13 protein-coding genes are annotated in these 14933 nt (G+C 51.1%); all 13 read left to right on the forward strand.

What is annotated here, in order from left to right:
- Positions 1 to 623 precede the first annotated feature (623 nt).
- The 13 genes from BMZ81_RS11775 to BMZ81_RS11830 all read left to right on the forward strand — a co-directional run bounded on the left by BMZ81_RS11775 (position 624) and on the right by BMZ81_RS11830 (position 14908).
- On the forward strand, positions 624 to 1214 hold the full coding sequence (locus BMZ81_RS11775) for an ANTAR domain-containing response regulator (RefSeq protein ID WP_091132332.1): 591 nt from the start codon (positions 624 to 626) through the stop codon (positions 1212 to 1214).
- Between the two features lie 6 nt (positions 1215 to 1220).
- The gene (locus tag BMZ81_RS11780) at positions 1221 to 3047 is read left to right on the forward strand and encodes a histidine kinase dimerization/phosphoacceptor domain -containing protein (RefSeq protein WP_091132333.1); all 1827 of its coding nucleotides are present in this window, start codon (positions 1221 to 1223) and stop codon (positions 3045 to 3047) included.
- 86 nt (positions 3048 to 3133) lie between these two features.
- Entirely contained in the window at positions 3134 to 3493 is a 360-nt protein-coding gene (locus BMZ81_RS13940) for a hypothetical protein (RefSeq protein WP_143072778.1), read from the forward strand.
- Positions 3471 to 3857: a thioesterase family protein gene (locus tag BMZ81_RS11785; protein ID WP_091132336.1), complete on the forward strand. Its 387-nt coding sequence runs from the start codon at positions 3471 to 3473 to the stop codon at positions 3855 to 3857. Before BMZ81_RS13940 ends, BMZ81_RS11785 begins: the two co-directional genes overlap by 23 nt.
- Before the next feature lie 38 nt (positions 3858 to 3895).
- Positions 3896 to 5032: a BMP family lipoprotein gene (locus BMZ81_RS11790; RefSeq protein ID WP_177187305.1), complete on the forward strand. Its 1137-nt coding sequence runs from the start codon at positions 3896 to 3898 to the stop codon at positions 5030 to 5032.
- 160 nt (positions 5033 to 5192) lie between these two features.
- Entirely contained in the window at positions 5193 to 6737 is a 1545-nt protein-coding gene (locus tag BMZ81_RS11795; RefSeq protein ID WP_091132340.1) for an ABC transporter ATP-binding protein, read from the forward strand.
- Complete coding sequence (locus BMZ81_RS11800; protein ID WP_091132343.1) at positions 6734 to 7831, forward strand: ABC transporter permease; 1098 nt, start codon at positions 6734 to 6736, stop codon at positions 7829 to 7831. The genes BMZ81_RS11795 and BMZ81_RS11800 overlap by 4 nt, the downstream gene beginning before the upstream one ends.
- Before the next feature lie 13 nt (positions 7832 to 7844).
- A complete protein-coding gene (locus BMZ81_RS11805; RefSeq protein ID WP_091132346.1) occupies positions 7845 to 8729 on the forward strand; it encodes an ABC transporter permease in 885 nt (294 codons plus the stop codon).
- A 56-nt stretch (positions 8730 to 8785) separates the two neighbouring features.
- Positions 8786 to 10912 (forward strand): acetate--CoA ligase family protein, encoded by a 2127-nt coding sequence (locus BMZ81_RS11810; protein WP_091132348.1) that lies wholly within the window; start codon positions 8786 to 8788, stop codon positions 10910 to 10912.
- On the forward strand, positions 10909 to 11913 hold the full coding sequence (add, locus tag BMZ81_RS11815) for an adenosine deaminase (RefSeq protein WP_091132350.1): 1005 nt from the start codon (positions 10909 to 10911) through the stop codon (positions 11911 to 11913). The genes BMZ81_RS11810 and add overlap by 4 nt, the downstream gene beginning before the upstream one ends.
- A 24-nt stretch (positions 11914 to 11937) precedes the next feature.
- A complete protein-coding gene (locus BMZ81_RS11820) occupies positions 11938 to 13113 on the forward strand; it encodes a mandelate racemase/muconate lactonizing enzyme family protein (RefSeq protein ID WP_091132352.1) in 1176 nt (391 codons plus the stop codon).
- Between the two features lie 11 nt (positions 13114 to 13124).
- Entirely contained in the window at positions 13125 to 13934 is an 810-nt protein-coding gene (locus tag BMZ81_RS11825; protein WP_091132354.1) for an enoyl-CoA hydratase/isomerase family protein, read from the forward strand.
- A 5-nt stretch (positions 13935 to 13939) separates the two neighbouring features.
- The gene (locus tag BMZ81_RS11830; RefSeq protein ID WP_091132356.1) at positions 13940 to 14908 is read left to right on the forward strand and encodes a nitronate monooxygenase; all 969 of its coding nucleotides are present in this window, start codon (positions 13940 to 13942) and stop codon (positions 14906 to 14908) included.
- The last annotated feature ends 25 nt before the right edge of the window (positions 14909 to 14933 follow it).

Consider the following 14933-nt stretch of genomic DNA (forward strand, 5'->3'; position numbering starts at 1 on the left):
AGTTCCGCCACCAACAGCGGCTTCATCCCAAGGGAATTGGGCATGTTTGCCGGAACGGCATGAATTTGCTTATTAAGCAGTAATTACTCTGCGACTGGAGGGGAAAGATCCTTATGCGATACCGGCCAGACTGCTGGGCAGCAACTGATTCTTTGTGTGCCTGAATCCTGTAGGAGTAATTTTCCCGGAATGATTGAAAAGACAGGAAAACCACTGTCTGGCGGCGGGAAGGCTCATACTGAGATGGGCTGGAGAGACGCCCTCTAAAGCAAACAGCAGGCGTCATGTAGGAGCAGGTACCGGAAGCACTTGTTCCTGCTTTCCTTCCCATGCTTTCGTGGAGATATTATTCGGCAGATGGGCGTCTCGTACCAAAGAATGGAGCTGAAAAAATACGTTAAATTGACCGTTATTCTCAAGATAGAATATTGGACAATAAAAAGAAAATATCGTATCATTGTTAAAAACTTATAAAAAGCTGATATATTAAAGAGATACCCAATTAATGTCAGTTATATGGCTTATACGGCAGGGATGACCACAGCGTAATTGAAAAAGTATTTCATGGCAATGAGCGGCGAGGCGGCAAGGACTCCGTAGATAAAAAGCTGGAGGGGATCTGAATGGACATGAAAAAGAGCAGGGTTTTTGTTGTAGAGGATGAAGCACTAATCCTGGAAAGCTATTGTTCACTTCTGAAGGTAAACGGCTTTGAAGTTGTTGGTACCGCATGCACCGGAAAGCAAGCCCTGCAGCGTTTTCAAAATTTAGAAGCAGACATTATTCTGATGGATATCAAGCTTCCGGATGCAAATGGAATTGACATTTTGCGGCAGTTTAATCAGGAGCAGATTGTGCCCTGCGTGTTTATAACGGCGTATTTCAGCAACGAGCTGATGGAAGAGGCAAACAAGGTTGGGGCATTCGGATATATTCTGAAACCGGTTCAGGAACAACAGATTTTGGCCGCAATTCACATCGCCCAATGCCGGGCCAAGGAATTCGGCATTTTACGCAGGGAAGCGGCCGATCTGAAAAGCGCGCTGGAGGATAGAAAGCTGATTGAGCGGGCAAAGGGAATTTTGATGAAGTATAATCATATTGACGAAGAATCGGCAATGCGGCTGCTGCAGCAAAAGAGCAAAGAGAACAACAAGAAGCTTGTGATCATTGCTAAGGAGGTAATTGCAGCCCGCAGCTTGCTGAACGGGTGAGCCAGTATGATTGAGTTTCATCAAGTGAGCGTGCTGCAGGGCACAAAGCGTTTGTATAATGTGTCACTGACATTCCACCAGTGCGACTTCAACGTGATAGCCATGCTGGATACGAATACCCTGGAGGCGGTGCAAAGCCTGTTATCCTGCCAAATGTATCCGACATCTGGGGAAATTTTAATTGATGGACAACCTTATGATAGAAGCAGGTCCATTATCAGTGTGAGTTCCGGACGAAATTTCCTGATAGAGTCATTTTCCATTGGGCAAAATCTCTACGGCTTAAACAGCGGTGTATTCTTTAATGAGAAAAAAATTGAGCAGAAGTGCAATGCACTCATTCATCGGTTCGGATTTCATCTGAAAGCGGATTGTCTGATTGCTCAGCTGAACTGGGAACACAGAGAAATTGTTGAACTCCTGCGCGCATATGTGAAGCAGCCGAAGGTTCTGGTGCTTTCAGAGCCGTTTGACAGTCTTTCACTAGAGAACCTTCTTCATGTAAAAAACCTCTTGGTGGATATGCGTGCAAGGGGGACCTATATCATCCTGCTGACAAGAAAATACGACGATGTGTTCAAGCTCGGGGACAGTATTTCTGTGTTGCGCAATGGACACTTGATAGAATCCTTTTCGGATGACGAGATTTTCCGGGAACCTCAGCGTTTCTATGAGGCCTTTTTGGGCGGCAGCAGCATTTTTGCAGACGAGCAGTTTGCTCTTTCAGATGGTGATTTTGATGCGTTGGATATTGTCCGGATTGGAACGCAATGCATGTTTTCCCATGAAAATGTCAGCGATTCCTTTCAAAAATATGCTTGTTTGACGGAGCAATACTTTTCTGATGCCCGCTGCGCCATCTATATTCAAAACTTGGGCACCCAAAAGCGGATGAAACCATATTTTGGCAGTCAATATACGGCGGAACAGGTTCCGCTGACCGGCGATGCTGCACTGCAGCACATTCTGTCTCTCAACGAACCGCTGAATATGATACCATTTGACGCAAGTATTCATTCGACAGTTGCGGACTTTCCCTATACAAGCATCCTCTATAAAACGATTAAGCGAAACGAAGAATGCGGTGGAATCTTTCAGATTGCATTCTTAAAACCGTACAGTGTTACCAAGAGTGATGTGGATTATTTGCAGACCGTCAGCGATGAGATTTTTCTGATTCTGGACAATTGCCGCTTGGCGGGAAATTCGTCTTACCTGCAAGAGATGCACCACAGAATTAAAAATAACCTGCAACTGGTGACCAGCATGCTGATGCTGGAGAAAAACCATTATAAGATGTCTGGGCGAAGCAGTTATCGTGCGGAGGACATCGAACAACTGATAGATACCACCATTGCCCGCATACAGGGGATGGCAACGATCCATAATTTACTTACGAGAAGCACGGTCCTAAACGACATGGTCACCACGCAGTCTGTTCTTGATGAGCTGCACCGTTTTTACAGAGAACTGATTGAGATCCATGTGGAAAATTTACTGGATGCACCCATTTCCCAATCCATGGCATCCTCCTTTGCGCTGGTTATGAATGAGCTGATCAATAACAGCATTAAGCATAACCAAGGGAAGGAACATCTGAGCTGCAATATTTCCATCATGAAGAAAGACGGCTTGGTTGAAATTCAATACCGGGACAATGGAGTGGGTTTTCCGGATGAAAACATTGCCAAAGGCGTTGGAATGACAATTATGGAGGCAACTGTGCGGACGGAATATTGGGGGAGTATCCGGACTTATAATGACAACGGCGCCTGCACAGTGCTGACATTTTCCGACGAAGCTTTATATGAAAGCAACCATGAAACCTATTGACAGATTTTGAGAAAAGTGCTATATATAAAATAGACATACGCGATAAGCTTGCATGGCACTTATGGCTGGTGTCAATGTAATAGTCAATGGTGGCTACTCTTTCGGTTATAGAAACAGAAAGAGCAGCCATTTTTTTAAAAACAAATACAATAAAGCGAGATTACATAGTACTTATGGCTGGTGCTGTTGTAATGGCTAATGATGGCTACTCATCCGTTTATTATAGACGGGTGGAGTGGCCATTTTTGCTTTTTTCTTTCATAAGTGGTTGTTTTTTTAGGGAATTTCAGACAAAGAGGCTGGGAATGGCGGCAACAATTCCGCTTTTCATAGGTGTGGGACAAAGGCCTGGAAGGAAGAGCTGGAAGGGGCCGACTGAACAGAAAAATTATCAAAAAATAAAAATGAAAGGAGGGAGAAGCTGTGGAAATTGGAAAGGTTCATAGCTGCCGTATACAGGTAACAGAGGATATGGCGGCAAACAATGCGGTGACAGGCGTCCCGCATGTGTTCGGGACACCATCTCTGGTGGCGTTGATTGAACGCACTTCTCATGAGGCAGTGGCCGGGGACCTGGATGAAGGACAGACAACAGTGGGCTGTACATTGGATCTGTCTCATTCATCCCCCACCCCCATTCACATGGAAGTGGAGTGTCGTACAACGCTTGTAAAACAAGATGGCATCATGCTGTATTTTGAGGCGGAGGCCATGGACGGCAGCGGCCGGATTTGTACCTGCAAGCACTCCAGAGCAATTGTGGACAAAGCCCGCATCGAGGCAAAGGCAGCAAAGAAAACCCAGATGTAATGAAATCCGATTACCTGAAAAAGAAAGGAAATGAAACGATGAAAAGAGTAACCAGCATTATGTTAGCTCTTTTGATGGCGCTATCTATGTTCGCAGCGACTGGCTGCGGCAGCAAGGACGCAAACAGCAGCGCACCGGAAGACACTGGCAATGAGAGCAGCACTCCGGCAGATCCCAGCAAACCCGGCGCTGGAAAGAGAATTGGACTGATTACAACCATCGGCGGCCTGGGCGACGGTGCCATTGGCGATGCCACCTATGAGGGAATTAAACTGGCAGCGGAAGAGCTCGGGTTTGAATTCGACTATTCCGAGCCCATGAGCGCTCCTGACTATGAGACGCTTCTCATCGAATATGCCGAGAGCGGAGACTACGATCTGATTTTCCTGGCGGGAAATGACGGACTGGATCCAGTGAACGCTGTGGGCGCCGATTATCCTGATCAGCGGTATCTGGTATACGATATCAGCGCAGAGGGAAATCCCCAGATGATCTCTGAGTATTTTGCAAAGAACGAAATTGGATTCATTGCCGGCGTCCTGGCTGCCTTGATGGAGGAAAAGGGCGAGATCACCATCAATGGAACCACCACGACCTTCGACACCACCGGCAAGATTGGACTGATCATCGGCAACGAGGTTCCCAGCACGGTCACTGCCCTCACCGGCGCGGCCGCTGGCATCAAGTATGTGAAACCGGACTACGAGTATCTGTATGGGATTGTTGGCGACTGGAAGGATCAGGCAAAGAATAAGGAGCTTGCACTTTCCATGTACGACCAGGGCGCCCATATCATCTTCCAAAATGCAGGCGGCGGCGGACTGGGCATCATTGCTGCGGCCCAGGAGCGGGATGGCTTTTTCATCGGTTATGATAAGGATCAAACCGAGTGGGATCCGGAGCGTGTCATCGGCTCTTCCCGTAAGCAGAATAACGATGTGATCATGCGTGTTTTGAGAGAGTTCTGCGAGACCGGTGAGCTGAAGTGGGGCACTGCGGAACTGAACGGCGCGTCCAACGGCGGTATCGGGTTCAACTACAATCCCGGATTTGAAGTTCCGGAGGATGTGGATGCTGTGATCCAGCAGGTTATCCAGGATATCAAGGACGGCAAAATTAGCGCACCCAACACCTGGGAAGAGGTAGAGGCGTTTGACGCGGTGTACGGCGGCTGACAACGCGTATGCAGACGGGGGCAGGGGGGAGTTTCCCCTCTGCCACCAACATGTGAAATGCGCCAGAACTTTTTGATTCTTTCGGACATCCAGACACATCAATATAGTTCGCATCAAAACGGGAGGATAAAGCCTTTTGGTGTTGAAACGGAGGGTACGCATGCCTGAAACTATGATATCCATGAAGGATGTAACAATCCGGTTTGGCTCACTGACAGCAAATGACAAGGTTTCGCTGGAAGTGAAAGAGGGTGAGATTATGTCACTGCTCGGCGAAAATGGCGCCGGAAAATCCACCCTGATGAAAATATTATATGGACTGTACACCCGCGAGAGCGGTGAAATCGTGATAGATGGAAACGTGATGCCGAAACGGTACGCCCCGGCTGATGCAATCAAACTGGGTGTATCCATGGTACCACAGCATTTTATGCTGATCGATTCCTTCACAGTAGCGGAGAACATTGTGCTGGGGGAAGAACAGCAAATTAGTCACCTGATGATGAGCAAGGAGAAGGCGTGTGCCAAGGTGGATTCCCTGTGTGAGCAGTTTGGGATTCCCCTCTCTCCAAAGCAAATTGTAGGAGAACTCCCCATGGGAACCAAGCAAAAGGTGGAAATTCTCAAAGCGCTTTACCGCGGAACAAAAGTTTTGATTTTGGACGAGCCCACCACCGTGCTTACCCCACAGGAAGTGGATGAACTGTTTGTCTTGCTGCGCTCTTTGCAGAGAAAGGGAATCACCATTATCATCATCACACACAAGCTGAATGAGGTGCTTGATATCAGCGACCGTGTAACGGTTATGCGCTTGGGCAAAAATATGGAGGTTCTGGAGACCTCGCATACAAATGCGCAGGAACTCTCTCGGATCATGGTCGGCAAAGAAGTTTCCAATGTATATGTGGAGCAGGGAGAAGATGAGGCAAAGCAACAGAATGCAGTGTTTCGTTTAGTAAACCTGCACACGAAACGGGAGGGAGAACGCTGCAACCTCCAGGGAATCAACTTGGATCTCTTTCCGGGAAAAGTTGTGGGCGTAGCCGGAATTGATGGGAATGGTCAGACAGACCTTGTGGAAGTACTGACTGGAACCAAAGCGCTTTCTAAAGGTGAGATCCGCACTGGCGATCAGTGCATCCTTGCCAATACTGTGGAGGAGATGCGCACACTTGGCATCGGCATTATCCCAGAGGATCGGACGCAGCAGGGGCTGGTATTGGATCTCACCGTGCGGGACAATATTTTGCTGGGCTATAAAAGCGATACCCGCTTTGAAAAACACGGGATTATCAATCTGCAGAGCGCAAATAAATATATTGGCGATTTAATCCAAAAATACGATATCCGGCCCGCGCGGGGCAATGCGGTGTGCCGTTTTATTTCCGGCGGCAACCAGCAAAAAGTGGTACTTGCCCGGGAATTGGAGCGAACGGGACTCAAAGCAGTAGTGGCCAGCCAGCCTGTCCGCGGACTGGATGTAGGCGCCATTCAGTTCACCCATTCGACCCTTCTGAAATTGCGCAGCGAAGGAATGGCCATCCTCCTGATATCCAGTGACTTGGACGAAATTAAGACGATGAGCGATTATATTGCGATTATTCGCAACGGCAGAATCGTTGCGTTTAAAAAGGCAAGTGATTTCTCCAAGGATGAAATTGGTTTATACATGGGTGGCGCAAAATCCGAGGAGGTGACGGCATGAAGAACCTGCTGTCTGCGGAGAGAATGGCACGCCTGAAATGGCAGTTGCTGGATCTGGTTTATGTGCTGATTTCCATTATATTAGCTTTGGTCGTCGGCGGTATCTTTTTGCTGATTCTGGGCAGCAATCCGATTGAAGCGTATCACATCATGTTCCAAAAGGCGTTTGTCAGCTTTGGAGCGATTCTGAGAAGAATGACGATTTATCTGCTCTCCGGACTGGCGGTTGCCATTCCGGTGAAAAGCGGTATGTTTAATATGGGCGGCGAGGGCCAAATTGCAGCAGGCGCCATGACGGCGGCCATGCTGGGCAGTGCCTTGGCGCTGCCTGCCGGAATTCATCCGGTGGTTTGCATGCTGGGTGCAATCCTTGTCGGTGCCCTGCTTTCCAGTATCAGCGCACTGATGAAACTGAAGTTCGGATCCAGCGAGGTTGTCACGGGTATCATGCTGAACTATGTCGTGATGTATATCTTGCAATATCTCTCCATGTACCCATTCCGTGGCTCCCCAAACTCTCCGCAGACCGCGGAGATTTTGGAAACCGCGAAAATTCCGCGGCTGGCGGAAGGCAGCCAGGCATCATATGGTCTGTTCATTGCCCTAGGCTGCTGCTTGCTGTTTGCCTTTATTATGAACCGCACCCGGTTCGGCCTGGAACTGAAAAGCGCGGGCTTTAACCGGCTGGCAGCGTCTTATCAGGGTGTGCGGGTAGGCGTGATGTCCGTCCTTTCCATGGCAATCGGTGGCGGCTTGGCTGCCATGGCGGGCGCCGTTGAAGTGATGGGCGGCAGATATCTGTATCTGGATGCCTATTTCACGAACTATGGATTTGACGGGATTGCCGTAGCCTATATGGCGCGAAACAATCCACTGGGAGTTATCGTGACAGCCTTTTTCCTCTCCACATTGAAGGTGGGCGCTGTTGCACTGGATCGGCAGGCAGGCGTATCTGTGTATTTCGCCATCGCTTTGCAGGGCATTATCATTGCGCTGCTGGTCTCCCCCTATCTTGTGGAATCTGTATTTAATCGGATCAGGCAAAAGCGGCTTGCAAAGAGAAAAGAGCCGGCCATAAAGACTGCGTCTACTTGAGGGAGGAAGCCGTATGGAAATTTCAACACTGATCTCCAGTATGCTGCGCCTGGGTGTACCACTGCTGCTTGCGGCGCTGGGCGTTCTGGTTTCCGCAAAAGCGGGAATTGTCAATATGGGCATGGAGGGCAACATGCTGTTCTGCGCCTTCATTGGCGCATTGGTTACCTACTGGACCGATATGCCGCTTGTCGGATTGCTGGCAGCGGTCATTGCAGGGCTTCTTTACTCCCTGTGCATGGGAGTGTTTATCATCAAATGGCGCGGCAACCATGTGGTTGTGGGCCTTGGCTTCAATTTCCTGATGATTGGTGCTACCACGGTGCTGCTGAAAGCGGTCTGGAACTCCTCCGGAAACTCCGCCCCGCTTGTTCGGCTGCCCCAAATGGAGCTTCCGTGGCTGGGACAACAGTCCATCACACTTGTCATTGCCATTTTTGCGGTATTTGCCGTCTGGTTCCTTTTGAATAAGATGAATTTGGGCTTTCGTATCCGTGCGGTCGGAGAGCATCCCGCAGCAGCGGATTCCGTCGGCGTAAATGTGATGATGTATCGGTTCATCGCACTTGGAATTGCCGGTATTCTGGGCGGTCTTGCAGGAGCAGAACTGAGCATTGGGCAAATGGGCTATTTTACGAAGCAGATGACGGCATCCAAGGGATTTTTGGCCTATTCGGCTGTTATTTTTGCTGGCTATGACCCCATTTACGTGGTGCTGACCACCATGTTGCTGGGCCTTCTGGATGCGTTCCAAATGCGGGCACAGTCTATGTTCAATATTCCAGGACAGCTGCTTTTGATGCTTCCGTACTTGGTGACACTGCTGGCGCTGTTCGGCGTCGGTGACAAGAAGAAACCCAAGGCGGCAGGCAAGATCTATGTGAGAGGCAATTTCTAAGCGTTTCGGGGATTGCTTTAAGATTTTTAATTTGATGAAAGAAGGCAGAAGAACTTATGGATACCGGTAATAACATTCAATATCTGATGCGGCCGTCATCAATCGCCCTTCTTGGCTGCTCTGAAAGCAATGTGGGCGGGCAGACGCTGAAGAACCTTCTCAGCAACGGATATCAGGGAAAGCTCTATCCGGTGCATCCGAAACACGAAACAGTTTGCGGCGTGGCGTGCTATAAGAGTCTGATGGAGATTCCAGATACCGTGGACTGCTGCGTCGTTGCCCTTAGAAGTACCCTGTGTGAGGGTGCTGTGGATGAAATGAAGGAAAAAGGCGTGAAGGCTGCTGTTTTCTATGCCAGCGGCTTTTCCGAAGTAGGAAAAGAGGGTCGCGAACTGCAAAAACGCCTGACGGAAAAGCTGCGCGAATCTGGTATTGCCGCCTGCGGCCCCAACTGCCTTGGTTTTATCAATTTCCACGACAATGTCCTGCTGTACAGTGCTGCAACGGACATTTCCAGCCTGAAGGGGCCGATTGGCCTGGTTTCCCACAGCGGCTCGATCTGCATTGCGTTTCAAAGCGCCCACCGCGGGGCGGGCTTCAGCTACAACATCTCCTGCGGCAATGAGGCGGGCCTCTCTGTGCCGGATTATTTCCGCGCCATGATTGAAGACGAGCATACGGAGATCATCGTGGGCTTCCTGGAGGCTATTCGGGATCCGGAGGGCCTGAAAGAAGTGGCAAAGCTGGCAGTAGAGCGCAATAAGCCGATTATCATCCTGAAAGTAGGCAGGTCCGAGGTTGCTCAAAAGACTGCCTCAGCGCACTCCGGCGCATTGGCCAGCCCGGCAAATGTTTCGGACGCATTCTTCAGGCAGAACCACATTCTGCAGGTGAACAGCTTTGACGAGCTCAACGAGACTTGTGAACTGCTCCTCAAGCTTAAGAATATTCCGCTGGCCGGCCCCGCGAAAGTCAGCATGACGGCCATTTCCGGCGGGCAACTGGGCTTTTGCAGCGATGTTGCGGCGGAGCAGGGCCTGACATTTGCCAATATTGGCGAAGAGGCAAAGAGCCGTATCCGCGCGGCGCTGCCCGACTTTGCCACGGCAAAAAATCCGCTGGACGTGACAACAGCCCTGTTTGATACGGATGCCTATCAGGAGTGCGTCCGTGCACTGGCGGCTGATGAAGAGACGGGCCTGATTATGATCTGCCAGGATTGTGAAGCAAACATGTGTGCAGACGAGATCGGGCTGTACCGACATATCGTCCAGGCGCTGTGCAAGGTGCGGGATGAAATTGACAAGCCGATGGCCGTCTTTTCGCCGCTGTCCTCCGGCCTGGTGCAGGAGTATGCGGATACATTTGCGGAACACGGTATTCCTCTGCTGCAGGGCGCTCATGAGAGCATGCGCGCGGCTGCCCTTTATTTCCAGTGGATGCAGTACCGCAAAGAGGTCGCCGAGGAGAGCAGTACGGCGTCCGAAGCGAAGGTTCCTTTTGAATTCGGCACAGACCGCAGCTTGAGCGAGCGGGCCAGTAAGGCGCTGCTGTCAGCCTATGGGATTCCCGTGGCTGCTGATATCCTGGTCAGTAGCAAGGAAGCAGCCGTGGCGGCAGCCGAGAACATTGGATATCCCGTGGTGATGAAGATTGACTCTGCGGACATCCTGCATAAAACAGAGGCTAAGGTCGTAAAGCTGGGGGTCGGTTCTGCGGAAGAGGCCGCCCGTGTCTATGACGAGCTGATGGCAAATGCCCATGCTTATAATCCCAAGGCCCGGATCAACGGCGTTTCCGTACAAGAGATGGTTGATAAGGGCGTGGAGGTCATGCTGGGCATGAAGTCGGATCCCGTATTTGGCCCCTGTGTCATGGTAGGTATTGGCGGCATTTTTGTGGAGATTTTCAAGGATATGTCTTTGCGCCTGGCTCCCGTTGATAAATCCACCGCGATGGAGATGATACAGTCACTGAAGGGAAAGAATCTTCTTTACGGTGCGCGGGGCGCGGAGCCTGCGGATGTGGACGCGCTCTGTGACACCATCGAGAAATTCAGCCGCCTGGCCTATGATTATCAGGACCGCATTGCGGAAATGGACATCAATCCCATCATTGTTCTGGCCGACGGGAAAGGGGTAAAGGCAGTCGATGCCCTGGTTGTTCAGCGGGAGGCAGAATGAAAACTAACTACAAGACCATTCCCAAATTAGAATTGCACCGCCATCTTGAGGGAGCGATGCGCCTCTCCACAATTCGGGAGCTGGCTTTGAAGGAGGGACTCTTGCTGCCCTATGAGGACGAGCGTGCCTTTCGTGCGGTCTTTCAGGTCAGCCCCGGAGAGGAACGGACGCTTGTGCAGTTCCTGACAAAATTCGTGTGGCTGCGCCGCTTGCTGAAAAATCGTGAGACGCTGGAACGGATTACCTTTGAGACGGTGGAGGACGCGGCATTGGATGGTACGCGGTATGTTGAAATCCGTTTTAATTACTCCCGCCTTGCGGAAAACGGCCTGTCTGATGAGGAGATCATAGGTGGCATCTGCGATGGAGTGAAGCGTGCCGAGGAGATGTATCCCATCCGTGTAGGACTGATTTGCGGGATATCCAGAGAGCTTCCGGTGGACTGCGCCGAAAAGACGGTTGATTTTGCAATTGCTAATCAGGCAAACGGAATTGCAGCAATTGACCTGATGAACGATGAACGGTTTCCGCCCGCGCTGTTTGGAAAGCCCTTTGCCCGCGCCCGGGAGGCAGGCCTTCATATCACTGTACACGCTGGGGAAGCCGCCGGACCGGAGAGCGTCCTTGCCGCCATCAGAGAGCTTCAGGCGGAACGGATTGGGCACGGTACACATATCCTGGAGGATCCGGAGGCACTGCGGTTGGTGGCGGAACAGAATGTGTTCGTGGAGTGCTGCCTCACCAGCAATGTCCACACAGGGGCGGTTCCAACCATGTGCGCACACCCAATGCCGGTCCTGCGTATGAACCGAATTCCTTTTTGCTTGAATACGGATGATCCAGGCGTATCGGATATTACGCTTTCGGGAGAGTTTTCCGTTGCCAAGGAGAGCTTTGGCCTTTCGGAAGCGGAACTTCGGGACATGCAATTGACGGCTGTGGATTATATTTTCCGAGATGACTTGAAACCGTGGCTGCGCAGCGCATTATGCGGCGCATAACAGTTTGCAGAAGGAGTGCATGGTATGAAAATTCGCGATATCAAAACGTATCCGCTGATGTACATGAAACCCTCTCCGAAGCTGCCGCGCACATTCATATTGGTGAAGGTAGAGACAGATGAGGGGATCTTCGGCTGGGGAGAGGCGAGTTCCGCCTACGGACACAGCTTTCCCATGGTGGTAAAGGAGATCATAGACGGGACGTTCAAGAGAATTTTGGTCGGCGAGGATCCGCTGCAGATTGAGCGTCTGGTGACTAAAATGCGCACCTATATCTGGGGGTATCTTGGGTCAAACGGTGTCTCCTGCCAGGCAATTTCTGCGGTGGAGATTGCGCTCTGGGACATTTTGGGCAAGGTTGCCGGACTTCCGGTTTATAAGCTGCTTGGAGCGGATAAGGATCGGGTGAAGGTTTACGCCACCGGCGCTGCAAACTTTACGGTGGACTACGACTGGCATATGGAGTTTTTTGAGAGAAATCTCAGAGAAGGGTATACCGGTGTAAAGGTCCGTGTTGGAAAGAGCAAGGACTGGGACGAGGAGTTTGTACGGCGGGTGCGTGAGTTGGTAGGGCCCGATATCAACGTGATGATCGATGCTTATATGACCTACAAGCCAGATACGGCCATTGAAATGGCCAACCGGTTTGCTCCGTATAAACCCTATTTCTATGAAGAGCCGCTGTCCCAGTATGATTTGAGTTCACTTGAGCGGATCTCCCGGATCTCGCCGGTGCCCATTGCACTCGGCGAAAGAGTTTGCTCACTCTATGCGTTCAAGGAACTGGTTGAGAGAAAGATTGGAAACATTTTTCAGCCCGATGCGACAATTGTTGGAGGAATCAAGGAATGCCTGGCCGTCTGTACAATGGCGGAGGCCTTTTCCATTCCCTGCATTCCACATATCGGCGGCTGTGCCGCAGTGGGATATGCGGCAAATCTTCACGTGGCGCTGGCCAGCCGCAATGTCTCTATGCTGGAACTGGATGGCGCGGACTATCAGCCCATGCGTGATGAGATTTTGGTGGATCCTATCTTTGATGCCACAAACGGCGGCGTTTTGAAGGACGGGACGATTCACGCGCCGGAGAAGCCGGGCCTTGGCATTGATATCAACGAAGAGGCATTTGAAAAGTTTCCTTACACTAGGGGCATTACGTATAATGACGTGTTCCCGCAATACGGAGCGGGAATCGTATAAAGGAGGCTTCCATGAGTTCCACAGTGTTACAGGAACGGCGGGGCAAAATCGGCATTCTGACGATGAACCGCCCCGAGAAACTGAACACGCTGAATGACGATCTGCTGATCTCCCTCTATAACGGCATCAAGGAGATGGAGGAAGACGAGAAGCTGCGCGTAATTGTGGTGCGGGCGGCTGGACGTTCGTTCTGCGCGGGTTTTGATCTCTCTCCCCGGGAAAAGCCGTTTACAACGGTAATGGATTGGCATGAACATGCGAAACTGGGCAACCGGACCTTCATGGCCTTGTGGGAGTGCAAAAAGCCAACCATTGCAGCAGTGCAGGGCTATGCCCTGGGCGGCGGCTGTGACTTGGCAATGGCCTGCGACTTCACAATTGCGGCAGATAATGCAGTTTTTGGGGAGCCGGAAATTCAATTCAGCTCCTCCACCCCGCTCGTCCAACTGCCCTGGATGACAGGCATGAAGAGAGCCAAGCAAGTTCTTCTGACCGGCGACCGCATTGACGCGGCCATAGCTGAGCAGGCAGGGATGGTTACCAGTTTGACTCCGGCAGAAACCCTGGACGAAACCGTGATGTCCCTCGCCCAAAGGCTTGTGAAAATCCCTGTTCCCGCTATGCAGATGAACAAGGCGGCCATCAATCAGTTTTACAGGCTGAAGGGAATGTGCGAGGCGTTGGACGAGGGAGCACGAATTTTTGCTGCAGTACATATGACCAAGACTCTGGAAAACGAACAGTTTTTCGCTGTGGCCGCAAAGGAGGGGCTTGCCGCTGCATTCAAGTGGCGGGATGCGCTCTTTGCGGATGAAGGGTGATGCGTATGCGTACACGTTTAACGGAACTTTTGAACATTCGCTACCCCATTTTGCAAGGTGCGATGTATGCAATTTCCACACCCGATCTGGTCTCTGCCGTCTCCAATGCAGGCGGTGCAGGAATTTTGACGGACGCCTGGGACTTGGAACAGCTGAGAGAGAACATTCGGAAGATCAAAAAACTTACTGATCAACCCTTCGGCGTTAATCTCAACATGGCGGGACGCTTTGCAGATCGGGTTTGGCAAAGTGCTAGGGTGATTGCAGAGGAACATGTTCCGTTTGTGACCACAGGAGCCGGTGACCCAAGACCCTATATCCCGATGCTGAAGGACGCAGGTGTGAAGGTGTTGTCCATTGCACCCAATACCCGCCTTGCCAAGCGGATGGAGGCAGCCGGCGTTGACGGCATTATTGTGGAGGGAATGGAGTCCGGCGGACATATCGGAACCATGACAACCATGTCACTGATGACGAATGTCATTCCGGAGGTAGAAATTCCCGTGGTTGCCGCCGGAGGGATTGCAGACGGAAGAGGTCTTGCGGCTGCACTGGCGATGGGGGCGGCAGGGGTGCAGATTGGCTCCCGGTTCCTGCTGGCCAGTGAGTGCGGCTCCTTCCATCCCAAAAATGTGGCGAAGATCATTGCGGCAGATGACGAGGCCTGTATCACCATCGGAACCACCCGCGGCAAGGGAATGCGCGGACTGCGCAGTGCTTTTTCGGAGAAATATCTGGAGATGGAACTCGCCGGTGTCCCGACGGAGGAGCTCAACAAGTTTGCGGCAAATATGACGCCGACCATTGCAAGAGAAGGCATTTCAGAGGATGGCATGAACGGCATGGTCATGGTGGGACAGAGCGTGGAACCGCTGAAGAAGGTACAGACGGCGGCAGAAATCGTGGAAGAGATCATGGCGCGGGCAGAGGAGACACTCAAAAAAATAACGAGCATGTCCTTGGAAAATGAATAAAAAATCAAATGAAAAGGAGATATGA

Source organism: Oscillibacter sp. PC13 (assembly GCF_900115635.1).
GTDB lineage: Bacteria > Bacillota > Clostridia > Oscillospirales > Oscillospiraceae > Oscillibacter.